The organism is Motilimonas cestriensis, from assembly GCF_021295315.1.
Classification (GTDB): Bacteria; Pseudomonadota; Gammaproteobacteria; order Enterobacterales; family CBDFNC01; genus Motilimonas; species Motilimonas cestriensis.
This window is the reverse complement of sequence record NZ_JAIMJA010000001.1, coordinates 37,004-49,287: the sequence shown is the minus strand read 5'-3', so window position 1 is coordinate 49,287 and position 12,284 is coordinate 37,004. Positions and strand designations below refer to the sequence as shown.

At 43.4% G+C, this 12,284-nt stretch carries 11 protein-coding genes and 1 riboswitch; of the genes, 1 reads left to right on the top strand and 10 read right to left on the bottom strand.

All coding sequences use genetic code 11. From position 1 onward, the window contains the following. Positions 1–88: 88 nt before the first annotated feature. Positions 89–481: an H-NS family histone-like protein gene (locus K6Y31_RS00230; RefSeq protein WP_233050875.1), complete on the bottom strand. Its 393-nt coding sequence runs from the start codon at positions 479–481 to the stop codon at positions 89–91. A 294-nt stretch (positions 482–775) separates the two neighbouring features. Further along, a riboswitch (Lysine riboswitch) is annotated at positions 776–948 on the top strand. 39 nt (positions 949–987) lie between these two features. Between K6Y31_RS00230 and K6Y31_RS00225 the strand changes: the two genes are divergently transcribed. Continuing rightward, positions 988–2,568: a Na+/H+ antiporter NhaC family protein gene (locus tag K6Y31_RS00225; protein ID WP_233050874.1), complete on the top strand. Its 1,581-nt coding sequence runs from the start codon at positions 988–990 to the stop codon at positions 2,566–2,568. A gap of 67 nt (positions 2,569–2,635) precedes the next feature. Here the strand turns inward: K6Y31_RS00225 and K6Y31_RS00220 are convergent, their stop codons facing one another. The 9 genes from K6Y31_RS00220 to K6Y31_RS00180 all read right to left on the bottom strand — a co-directional run bounded on the left by K6Y31_RS00220 (position 2,636) and on the right by K6Y31_RS00180 (position 12,266). Next, a complete protein-coding gene (locus tag K6Y31_RS00220; RefSeq protein ID WP_233050873.1) occupies positions 2,636–3,856 on the bottom strand; it encodes an EAL and HDOD domain-containing protein in 1,221 nt (406 codons plus the stop codon). A gap of 142 nt (positions 3,857–3,998) precedes the next feature. After that, the gene (locus K6Y31_RS00215; protein WP_233050872.1) at positions 3,999–4,709 is read right to left on the bottom strand and encodes a DUF3379 domain-containing protein; all 711 of its coding nucleotides are present in this window, start codon (positions 4,707–4,709) and stop codon (positions 3,999–4,001) included. Continuing rightward, positions 4,702–5,271 (bottom strand): sigma-70 family RNA polymerase sigma factor, encoded by a 570-nt coding sequence (locus K6Y31_RS00210; protein ID WP_232802941.1) that lies wholly within the window; start codon positions 5,269–5,271, stop codon positions 4,702–4,704. The genes K6Y31_RS00215 and K6Y31_RS00210 overlap by 8 nt, the downstream gene beginning before the upstream one ends. A gap of 36 nt (positions 5,272–5,307) precedes the next feature. Then, positions 5,308–6,927, bottom strand: coding sequence for a BatD family protein (locus K6Y31_RS00205; protein WP_233050871.1), 1,620 nt, complete (start codon positions 6,925–6,927; stop codon positions 5,308–5,310). A gap of 16 nt (positions 6,928–6,943) precedes the next feature. Further along, positions 6,944–8,824, bottom strand: coding sequence for a vWA domain-containing protein (locus tag K6Y31_RS00200; RefSeq protein WP_233050868.1), 1,881 nt, complete (start codon positions 8,822–8,824; stop codon positions 6,944–6,946). 1 nt (position 8,825) lies between these two features. Continuing rightward, positions 8,826–9,794 (bottom strand): vWA domain-containing protein, encoded by a 969-nt coding sequence (locus tag K6Y31_RS00195; protein WP_233050867.1) that lies wholly within the window; start codon positions 9,792–9,794, stop codon positions 8,826–8,828. Then, positions 9,787–10,299 (bottom strand): DUF4381 domain-containing protein, encoded by a 513-nt coding sequence (locus K6Y31_RS00190; RefSeq protein ID WP_233050865.1) that lies wholly within the window; start codon positions 10,297–10,299, stop codon positions 9,787–9,789. The genes K6Y31_RS00195 and K6Y31_RS00190 overlap by 8 nt, the downstream gene beginning before the upstream one ends. 63 nt (positions 10,300–10,362) lie before the next feature. Beyond that, on the bottom strand, positions 10,363–11,310 hold the full coding sequence (locus tag K6Y31_RS00185; RefSeq protein WP_233050864.1) for a DUF58 domain-containing protein: 948 nt from the start codon (positions 11,308–11,310) through the stop codon (positions 10,363–10,365). Further along, positions 11,307–12,266, bottom strand: a complete 960-nt coding sequence (locus K6Y31_RS00180; RefSeq protein ID WP_233050862.1) for an AAA family ATPase — start codon at positions 12,264–12,266, stop codon at positions 11,307–11,309. The genes K6Y31_RS00185 and K6Y31_RS00180 overlap by 4 nt, the downstream gene beginning before the upstream one ends. Positions 12,267–12,284 lie beyond the last annotated feature (18 nt).

Below are 12,284 nucleotides of genomic sequence, written 5' to 3'. Positions count from 1 at the left end.
GTTAATAAATAGTCATTTACAATAATAAAAAAGGCCGGAATCGGCCTTTTTTATTATTCGTTCTTCTTATAACTATCTATCAGACAGACTAAATTAGAAAATCTTCTAAGCGTTTACCTTCGTCTAATGCGCGTTGGATTGCTTTTGGCTTACGGCCTTGGCCGGTCCATTTTTGTGTTTGGCCTTCATCATCAACATATTGATACTTCGGTGGACGAGGTTCACGTTTTTTCGTTTCAGTAGCAAGTGCGCCTAATAATTCAGCGGGATCAATTCCATCCGCTTTAAGCATTTCTTTGTATTCTTCTAGTTTACGTAGCTTATCTTCATTTGCTGCGCGAATTGCTTCTTCTTCTGCTCTGCGATCTTCAACAATTTTGCTGAATTTAGCTAATGATTCTTCCAATTGCTCTAGGGTTAGTTCTTTTGCAGCGGCTTTTAAGCTGCGAGCATTTAGCAGTGCTTTAATTATATCGCTCATTTTTATTACCATCGTTTGGATTAGTGAGAGAGTGGTACAATATAGACTTATTTTTTTAATAATTCTAGTCTCAATTAGTTTATAGATTAACCTAAAACTATTGATTAAACAGTGTTTATTTATGATTGAAACACCATTGTATTAATTTGATTTCTTTTCACTATGTTTGACGTTTTAATTTTTATCATTTTTTGTTTTATATTAATCTTATTGTTAATGATGCCTACTATCATTTAAATCTGAAATATTTCTGTTTCTGTTTATCTTTGACCATGTTTTTGTTATTTTATGGCGCTTAATCGTAGAGGTGCGCGATAAATTAGTATTTTCAGTTAGGGTGATACCAGTGAGCTGAATTGAAAGGTTATGGCGCCGAAATCGAGCCGTTTATCAGGCGACTTGGTTGGGGTTGTATTGAATAAGTACAACACTGTCATAGTTAATCACTATGGGGAGCTACTGCATGCCTTGTTTTGCTTATTCCCCATTTACAAAAAAGAAAACAAATGGAATTAATAAGCTTATCTCACTCCGCGCTTTCACTGTTACCGCCCGTTGTAGCGGTTTTGCTTGCGATCATTACTCGACGTGTTTTATTGTCATTGGGGCTTGGCGTATTACTTGGCTCATTTTTGGTCGCAGACACTAACCCGATTTTAGGTCTTGAATACCTATTCCAAACGGTTTTTTCACTGTTTTGGCAAGAGGGTGAAATTAACAAATGGAATGTCGATATAATAGTATTTCTGGTCTTGTTGGGCATGATGACTAGCTTAATGACCATCTCAGGTGCCACTAAGGCTTTTGCCACTTGGGCCGCGACGCGAATAAAGAGCCAACGCGGTGCAAAAATGCTAACGGTACTTTTAGGTATTTTCATTTTTATTGATGATTACTTTAATAGCCTAGCGGTGGGAAGTATCGCACGGCCCGTGACCGACCAATATAAAATTTCTCGCGCAAAGCTTGCTTACCTACTTGATTCCACCGCAGCGCCTATGTGCGTTATTATGCCTATTTCTAGTTGGGGTGCCTATATTATCGCTATTTTAGGTGGCATTCTAGCAACGCACAAATTAACCGACATGAGCCCATTAATGGTGTTTATTGAAATGGCGCCGATGAATTTTTATGCGGTCTTTGCGTTACTACTGGTGCTGTTGACGGCGTGGTTTAAATTAGACATTGGCGCAATGAAAAGCCACGAGGACGCTGCGCAAAAAGGGCAGTTATTTAATCCTGAATCGGGCGTACCTGCAGGCCAAATAGTACCTCCGGCACAAGTTAACCAAGCACAAGTAAAAGATTTATTAATTCCGATTCTGAGCCTGATTATTGCCACTGTATTTTCAATTGTTTATTTGGGAGCAAAGGCTACCGATGGGCCATTCAATCTTATTTTGGCATTTGCTAATACCGATGCAACAGGGGCATTGGTTTATGGTGGTTTAATTGGGCTATTTGTCACAATCGCCATGGTGCTGCGTGGGCGTATTCAAGCAAAGGACTTTTTTATCTCTCTTTGGCATGGCGCGCGCTCTATGTTTCCCGCTATTATTATCTTACTTTTTGCTTGGTCCATGGCCAGTGTTATTAGCCAATTAGAAACCGGTAAATACTTGTCTAGTTTAGTGGATGGCAGTATTCACACGGCTTACTTGCCAGCAATTTTATTTGTATTGGCCGGTTTTATGGCGTTTGCCACGGGGACCAGCTGGGGCACGTTTGGCATCATGCTACCCATTGCTGCTGATTTAGCCATGGGTACCGACACCACATTACTTTTACCTATGATGGCCAGTGTGTTAGCAGGTGCGGTGTTTGGCGATCATTGTTCACCTATTTCTGATACTACTATTTTGTCTTCAACGGGCGCGAGCTGTCATCATATTGATCATGTAATGACCCAGTTGCCTTACGCGCTAGTGGTGGCGGGAGTAACGCTAATAGGTTACGTGGTACTTGGTCTTACAGGCTCAGTATTGGTAGGCTTATGTGTAGCACTAATAAGTTTTATCACACTTGTTAGTTTTTATGTGTATAAAGAAAAAGTGTCTAATCCAAAAGAAGTGATAGCGACTTCTTAAAGTTCAGGTCTAAGCAATGGAATTAGCTGGGCAAGTGCTCAGCTAATTCTACTTATCACAGTCATAGCTAGGGGGGGGAGGTTAAGCTAAATGTTTTCGCCCAAATAAGCGATTCAAGATAAACCTGTGCGACCTTTTCTTGTGTGGTGTTTAACTGCACTGCATCCTCATCAATTTTTGGCCACAACCCCATCTCAAAGTGTTCAATACAACGAAGGCATAAAGCAAGTGGTCCTTGACGTTGTAATAATGCTTCTTTCACTCGGTCATTTAATTGAATTTGTTCTATTAATAAATTCATTGGTTGGTCTAGTAGGCTATCAAGTAAAGAAAACAGACCGGTCATAAACGCTTCATCAGGCGAGTATGTTGAAGAAAATTCGCTGATAATTCTTTCACAAAACCGCGCTCGGATCACCGACATGACGTATAGCTCAGATGGCTTATCTTTACTGGAAAGGGACGTCGCCACCAGTGAAATAAACTTTCTTAGTCGCTCTTCGCCTAAATAAATGGTGGCTTGTTTGAACGAGGCGATCGGCTTGGCGTCAGATTTTATTTGTTTATTAACAAACATTAATAATTTGTAAGAAAGAGAAACATCATGGGCAAAAATATCTTCTATCTGATTAAAATTAATATTTGGCTTATTAATTTCACTTAAAAGCTCCAGCACCACCAACTGGCTTGGTGAAAGGGCTCGATGTTTAAGTAGCTCTGGTCGGCTAAAAAAGTAACCTTGAAATAAGTTAATGCCTAGTCGGCTTGCCTGTTCAAACTCTTCATGAGTTTCTACTTTTTCAGCTAAGTATTGAATGTTGTGATGCCGGGAAAATCCAATAACTGACCTGATGTCTGCGAAAGAAGTTGCACGTAAGTCAAACTTAATAATATCGATATAGCGAAAAAAGCGTTGCCAGTCGGAGGTGTATTCAAAGTCATCTAAGGCGAGCGTGTAGCCCAATTTATGTAAAGCTTTGACTTCTTCTAGTAATTCCTCTGTTGGTTGAATGTCTTCGAGTAGCTCAATCACAACTTTTTCTTTGGGTAGCATACGAGGCAGTTGCTGTAATACGGCTTGATAAGAAAAATTGATGTAGCAGGTTTTATTGTCAGCAATGTTTTCAAAGCCTACATTCAGAAAACTGTTGGACATTAACGTCCTAGTCGCATCATCAGAATCGATGTTAGGGAATATGTTTTCAGCGCTGTCTCGAAACAAAAGTTCGTAGGCGACCACTTGTTTACGCTGGTTTAATATCGGCTGGCGGGCTACAAAAGAATACATAGGCGAAACTAAAATCCTAATTATCGTATAGTCGTTTCAGTATCAGGGATCGATTACTAATAAAATAGTTATTTTATAGCAAAGGATACAAAAAAAGCAGAGCTTGCTCTGCTTTCACATTTTTATGACTTTTAGTGCAAGGCTAAATAGACCAGTTAATAGTCGATTCTAGCTTTTGCTCAAGTTTGCCAACAGGCTCATTTTTATCAGCAACGATAATGAGGTTCGCATTTTGCACCGGCATCACTAGTGCGCGCATGTCTCCCTTGCTGTACATAGGATCTATGGTTAAAGACTTAGATTTTGGCACAACGAATAAGGTTACCTTACCTTTCTCGCCGGCCATGATCATATGAAAAGCAGGGGCACCATTAAACGAACAGTGATTGACGTAATAAATGTGGCCTATATCTTCCTTAACGGTACCGCCATATTTGATTAATTTTGCATTAACGGCATTAAGGTCGGCGTTTTCATTAATTTTTTCGGTAAAAATCCACTCATCTTGTACATGTTTAATTGCAATTTCCCCCATATTGGGTGACGTTGGAAATTGCACTAAGTTAACGCTCATCCCTATTAAAAAGGCAATAGAAGCCGCGAGGGCTAGATGCCAACGACTCGTTCTTTGCTTCTCTTGGAATTGTTCAAAAGATTGATTGAGTAAAATGCGATCCGCTAAGCCTTCAGGCACCGGTATATCTTTCAGACTGGCTTCAATTTGTTCATCAAAATGCTTTATTTCGTCTAAAAATTTTTTATTTTGCTCGTCTTCAAAAGCGGCAGACAAGAACGCTTCATCTTGATCGTTAGGGTTACTATAAGCGCGGCGACGAAATTCGAGATCATCCATTATTTTGCCCCCTTAGTTGTGTTTTGTTATCCAGTGCTTCTTTGAGCTGATTGCGCGCACGAAAAAGCCGAGTCATCACGGTATTTTTGTTTAAGTTCAGTTGCTCGGCTATTTCATCACCTGACAGTCCACCAAGCACCTGAAGAATTAAGGGCTGCCTATACTCTTCTGGCAATTTATCTATTTGTCGGCGTAACCACTCGTTTTCCATGGTTTGTTCACTGTCTGTTGATACCGTATCAACCACGGTATCAGTTTCCATATCGACCATATCAAATTGTTTGCGTTCAAATCGCCTTGCATTCTCGCGGCGTAAAATAGTGATTAACCACGCTTTTGCCGCCTTTTCATCTTGTAATGAGTCTAATGCTCGCCAAGCCCGTAAAAACGTGTCCTGAACAATGTCTTCAGCCACGTGTTTGTCACGGCATAACCAGTACGCGTATCGGTATATATCGCCATGATAAACCTGTACTAGGGCTTCATAGCGCTTTTGTTTATTAGCCATATCTTTAATGACCGTATTCGGGGGCTTTTTATTTCCCAGAATTTTACTCAACATGTAAAAATCTCCTGAGCATAATGATTATGCTCATCTTTATACCGGATTAATTGGCCCTAACGTATTGGTTGGGGTTGGCGATTTCCGTTGTGCCCCTAATGCCTTACTAAGCGAAGCCCCTTGCCATGCTTCGCCTTTTGCAATGGCCTGTTGTAATTCTTTTATGGCTAATTGTAGTTCAGTAGAAACGGGAATCTGACTGACAGATTTAATCTCAGGCCATTGGCTATTAGACCATTCGACTAACCCTTGCCAAGCTGCTTGACTATTATTGGCTTTAGCTGCTGCCAATAATTGTTTATAAGGGTCTGAAGAAGCTGTTTTGGTTATGTCATTTTTTGCCACAGGGTAGCTTGGCTTACGTAGATAAAGCAATAAGGTAATAAACCAAGCAATGGCAAATAGCAATGTTAGGTAAGGCCAAAATCCGGCGTCATTGACAACAGTGGTCGGTGAGGGAGTCACTTCTGGTAGTGCTACCTCAGGTGTTTCACTGTTGGCAACTACCTTCAGTTTACGCGCGGGGACTTTTGCATATTCAAGTTGGTCTGTTTGACTGTTCCACCAAGGAATAACTACCTCAGGCAATATTAATTCACCAGCTTGCTCGGCGATAATAGCATGGCTACTGATGCGCTGTGCAAAAGCAGTACCTTGATGAATAAAACCACTTACCTCATCTTTATCGGGGTAAACACGGACTGTATTAGGGTAGTCAAACGTTAGCTTTGGCAGTGATTTTTCACTGGTGTTAGCGGCAATAAGCGTAAAGGTGCGGGTGACAGGCTGACCAACGGTCAATGTGATCACATTGTCTTGCAGCTCTTCGCTTAACATGACTTCATCACTGACTAACCATTGTTTACCAGTAAAAATGGCGGGTTTATCTTTCACCGTTAATTTTATGTCATCAGCTTGAATATCTAATACCTGACGCACGGTGCGAGGGCGGTAGCCGCTTTGGCTAACGGTTTTATATAATTCACCGGTTAGCTTAGGGCCAGCAATGGTTAGATCACCCGATTGGTTAGGTGTGATAGCAAACTTACGGGTAATTTTTTGGTACTTCATGCCATTTTTTACCACTACCTCTTTAGCATCTTGTCCCATTTGAACGACATCGGCTTGAACTAATTCTGGATTAGATAGGCTGGCATTTTCTAACATTGCACCGATATAAAGATCCAAGGTATAAATTATCTGTTGCCCGACATAGATATTGTTTTGATCCAACGAGGCTTCAATAAACACATCTTGGTTTTTTTGTTGGTCAGGTTGTTGGTTTTCACTTAATACGGTGAGTTTAATCGGTAAAGTGGTTTGTCCGGCAACGGTTAAAGGCGGGATCAATACTTGCCCTGCTTGTTTCGCCATTAACGAGATACTCCAACGGGTACTGCTGGAAAATTCACCATTAATAAAATTCTTTTGCCGACTTACCGAAGGTTGAAAGACGTCAAAATAGGGCTCAAGTGCTTTAGTGCTCAGTTCATCAGGATCCAAGCTTTCATCAGCCTCTACCTGTAAAGTGAAAATTTCACCGACATAAACAGGGTTTTGGCTGACACTGGCATTAATGGCCGCCAAACTTGAGAAAGACCATAGCCCACACAAAAGTAATAAAAAAGCGTTTATCTTGTTCACTGCTCGTTTCACTTGTTGTTCCTTGCTGTTAGCGGTTTTCACGTTGACGTTTTTGATATTCAAGACGCATTTTATTGCGTAATAAAATGGCTGGATCATCGGGCATTTGTTGCAATAAATAAGGCATTTCAGGGCCTTCCTCTTCAGGCTCTGCTTCGCCTTCAATTGCTTGGCTTATTGCCTGTTGAGCTGATTGTTGTTCGTCACTTGGCTCAGGACTGGCTACGCTGCCTTGTTGGCTTGACGGGACAGGGCTGGGCTCAGTTTGTGCCTGCTCATTTTGTTGAGACTGGTCTTGTCGCTGTGCATTTTCATCTTGTTGTTGATCACGTTGGTTTTCAGCGTTTTGTGCCTCTTGGTTTTGCGTGTTTTGCTCTTCGCTGTTTTGCTGCGATTGATTTTGCCCAGACTGACTTTGTTGTGACTGTTCGCTGGATTGTTGATCCTCGGATGGCTGCTGCGACTGATCACTTTGTGATTGTTGCTCTTGGGACTGCTGATCCTGGCCCTGTTGCTCTTTATCTTGCTGTTCTGATTGTTGATTATTTTGCTGGTCCTGGTTTTGTTGCTCTTGGGGTTTGAGCAATTCTTCAATCTTAGCTTTATTGTCTTTAGCTGGCTGCAAGTTAGGTGCTAACTTAAGGGCTTGATCATACGCTGCTATTGCGCCTTTAAAGTCTTGCTGCATAGCAAGGGCATTGCCTAAGTTGTAAAAGCCTTCAGCAGTTTCAACTTGCTTAAATGCCTCGGCGGCGCCTTGGTAATCTTGCGCTTTATAAAGTGTGGAGCCTTGCCAAAGGGGATCATCAAACTGTTGTGCGGCTTGCTCGTAGTTTTGTTGCTCAAACGCATCATAGGCTTGTTTTTGGCTGTTTTGCCACCAACTGGCTTGACTTGGTTGAGGGACTGTCAATATGCCCACCAAGATGATTGAAGCCAGCTGACCACGGCGAAAAGCCAATAAGAAAAAAGGTAAGATCAGAAACATCAGCCAGTAGCCATCATCAACGGCTTGATTGGTTTGCTGTTGTTCTTGGCTATCGGTGCGGCTGAGCTGAGCGTCTAACAACTCAATGTTATTGAGTAGCTCGATATCTCGTTTGCTGGCACTCAGAGGCACGTAAATGCCACCACTTGCTCGAGCCAGTTGCTGCATTGCTGGTGCATCCAGTTGTGCAACCACTATGTTGCCTTGTGCATCTTTGAGTAAGTCACCGTTAGCTAAGCTGATCGGCGCACCTTTTGCTGTACCTGTCGCCAGCACCGATATGCGCCACGGTTGACCCTTTAAACGTGATTGCATTTGTTCAGCTTGGCTGGCGCTAAAACCGCCGCTGATAAAAATGATATCACCGTGTTGATAGCCTGAATTAGTAAGCAGTTCAATTCCTAAATCTAAGCCTGATAGGGGATTATTGCCCATTGCTGGCATAATGTTGGGCGCTAAATTAGGGATAAGGTTTAATAAGTTACCCGCGTCTGAGGTAAGCGGGCTAATGGTAAAAGCGTCGCCTGCGTAGGCGATCAAAGCTTGCTCACCTTCGGTGCGTTGCTTTACCAAATCGAATGCTTTAAATCGAGCTTGGGTTAAACGGTTCGGCTTTAAATCCGTGGCCAGCATATTAGCAGACATATCCATGACGATAACGCGGGCAGGGCTAATTTGTTTTATCGGTACTTCATGACTGCGAAAACTCGGGCCAGAAAGTGCGATTACAGCAATAACGAGCAGCGCAGCAATTAAATTAACGCCCTGTTGCGATGCCGTATCGCCTGTCACTAGCTGCTTACTTAAATGGGGCGCGATTAACTGTTGCAACGACTGTTTGGGGCAGCGGCGCTTTAATTGCCACCATACTAATGCCACCATTGGCAGCAACAATAAATAATAAGGGCGGAGTAATTCCATATTAATTGCGCTCCTTAACTAAAACTAAACGACAGCTAAATAGAATTAAGCTAAGTAACAAGGGCCAGAAAAAGAGATTTTTCTCAGGCCGAAAACTTTGCTCTTCATTGGCGATAGGTTCAAGCTGGTCGAGGTTTTGGTAAATTTGCTCGAGATCTTCACTGCTGCGGGCGCGAAAATATTGTCCACCTGTCATCGTCGCGATATCAAACAAGGTTTTTTCATCTAAATCAGCGGAAGGATTCACTTTGTGACTTCCAAACAGGTTGCGTTGGATCATCACATCAGCTCCTAAGCCAATAGTATAAATTTTAATGTTTTGCTGTTTGGCTAATTCACCAGCTTGCTGGGGGGTTAAGCTACCAGAGGTATTTTGACCATCGGTCAGTAAAATCAGCACGCGCTGTTCATTCTCCGCTTCAATGAAGCGTTTTACTGCCAAGCCAATTCCTTCGCCGATGGCTGTTTTATCACCGACTAGGCCAATTTCAGTTTCCTGCATTAATGTTTGCAGTGTGGCTAAGTCAAATGTTAATGGCGCTTGTAAGTAGGCGTGATCGGCAAACAAGATCAAGCCCAGGCGATCGCCACTGCGACGGGAGATAAAGTCACTGATCACTTTTTTACTCACGGCTAAGCGATTGACTTGGCTTATGCCAAGCTCCATGTCTTCAATTTCCATACTACGGGATAAGTCCAGCGCGAGCATCACATCGCGATGCTGTTGGGTGATGCGAATGGGCTCTCCAACCCAGGTTGGTCGCATTAACGCTAATACAAAAAATAGCCAAGCCAGCCAAAGCAATAGTTGAGGCAATTTTGTTTGAACATTGACCGTTGTTTGCTGCTCGCTAATGGGGGCGAGTGGTAGCCACAAACTTAATTGCTGGCGGGCGAGGGGTTTTAACAGTAGTAATAGCAAAGGTAAAGGCAGTAATAATGCTAACCATAAATAACTAAACTCAAACATGGGCCGGGCTCCCCTTGCTGCTAGTTACTTTTAATTCTGTATGATTGGCTGGCAAGGCATGGATTAGCCAGTTTTTCGCAAGGGTAAAATCAGCGTCATTGGCCATGACACTGCGTTGATAAAATGCGGCTAGCCAGCGTGATTTAACATCGCTAAAGTTTGCTTTTTGTTGGCTGCTTTGACTTAAGTAATCCAACCAAGCTGCGCCGTGCAACGAAGCGACTTGCTCGCGTGGATAATAATGTAATGCAGCTTGTTTGAGTAACGCGCTCAGCTCGGTAATGGATGCTTGGGTCGCTTTTAGTTGCATGAGTTGTGTTATTGCGGCGCGTTTCACCTTGCGTTTAGCGCGATATTGAATAAAAAACACCACACCTACGACGATTAAAATAACAATTACCAAGGCAATCAGTAGGGCTAATAGAGACGGCGGCCAACTTGATGGCGGGGGTGGCAATATAATGTCATGCAGCCCCAAATCTGGCACGGCGGGATTTGCTTGCATTGTTGTTACACTCCAAAAGTTTTAATCACGGATATCACTTCATTGAGACACATCTCAGCGTGGTCATATTGACATTTGTTGCAGTAACGGCTGTCCAGCATTCACTTGACGGTGTCCAATTGCACGACGCTTAAGGCGCAGCTCTAGGGATTGTTGACGTAATAGTGCTTGCTGCTGATAGCGGCGATTGTCCTTACCTAAATTTAGCCAGCCGCGGCCTTGCTCGCTAACCACATTCAAAGAAGCGGTGGCGCCCGTTGGGATGCTCTGTTCTAAAGGATCATGAAGCTGCCAAGCGGTGACTTGATTATGCCGTTTAATTAACGCCAGCTGTTTTTCACCTTCGTCGTTTAAATGAGCAAAATCACTGATAATGTGGATCTGACTGCCGGTATTGGCCAAGCGGCGGAGCCGGGTAAGCTGCTCGGTAAAATACTGTCCCGGATCGATATGTCGTTCGCCGCTTTCAGGCTGGTTGGGCGCGTTTTGCAAGGCTTGAGGCTGATTTCGATGTAAATTTTGTAATTGATGAACTAATTTTAATACACCGCTGGCTCGGCCTTTCGGGCGTAGCTCTAGGTGCTGATCATGATTAAAGATCACGCCGCCAATACGATCGCCTCTTTGCTTAGCTTGCCAAGCCAGTTGCGCAGCCAAATGAGCCGCTTGAACGGACTTTAATAATAACTGAGAGCCAAAAATCATACTGTCAGAAAAGTCGACCAAAAGCAGCACTGGGCGCTCTTTTTCTTCTTTAAACACCTTGGTATGGGTACTGCCGGTGCGTGCTGTGACGCGCCAGTCAATGGCGCGCACGTCATCACCGGCTTGGTATTGACGAACTTCATCAAACTCCATGCCTCGGCCTTTAATGAGCGAGCGATAAGGGCCCGCTAACATGCTTTTAGCCATGCCTTGGCTGGCGCGAGGTTTCTTTTGTTGTTGATAATACAGCAACTCTTTTAGTGTTAGATTAAGTCCGTCACTATAAGGAAGGGCTGGATTGATCATGCAGGTAACGCCACTTGTTGAACAATTTTTTGGATCACTTGGTTGGCATTGACGCCATCAGCTTCTGCTTCATAGCTCAGTAGTAAACGGTGTCTAAATACGGGATAGCAACAGCGGATAATGTCATCTGGTGTAACAAAATCACGGCCTTCTAACCAAGCGCGCGCGCGGCTGGTGCGAGCCAGCGCTATTGTTGCCCTTGGGCTCACGCCGTAACTGATCCAACTGGCTAACTCCGCTGAGTATTTTTCAGGGTGGCGCGTGGCCATTACAAGATCGACAACGTATTGTTCAAGTTGTGGCGCTAGTGTCACCTTCATCACGGCTTGGCGAAGGGAGAAGATGTCTTCAGGTGTTAATTTTGTTAGTGGCTTTTTCTGCGCGCCTACAATCTCACTTTGATTTAAGCGCAAAATCGCTTTTTCTGTTTCGCCATCTGGGTAGTCTAGCTCTAGATGCATGATAAAGCGGTCTAGTTGCGCTTCTGGTAGTGGGTAAGTACCTTCTTGCTCAAGCGGGTTTTGCGTTGCCATCACTAAAAATAGCTCTGGTAAGGGGTAGGTTTTTTTTCCGACGGTCACTTGGTGCTCGGCCATGGCTTCTAATAATGCTGACTGCACCTTAGCCGGGGCGCGATTGATTTCATCGGCCAAAATTAAGTTATGAAACAATGGGCCTGACTCAAATACAAACTCACTGGTTTGTGGGCGAAAAATATCCGTGCCGGTTAAATCGGCGGGTAATAGGTCGGGTGTAAACTGAATACGGTGAAAATCGCCCGCTATGCCATCGGCTAAGGCTTTTACGGCGCGCGTTTTGGCAAGTCCTGGGGGACCTTCTACTATTATGTGGCCGTCTGCCAATAAGGCGATCAACAAACTGTCCACTAACTCGGCTTGGCCCAGAATTTCGTTATTTAGATACGCTCTAAGCGCTTGAATATTTTGTGCTGGCATGAGAAAAACTTTAGTCTG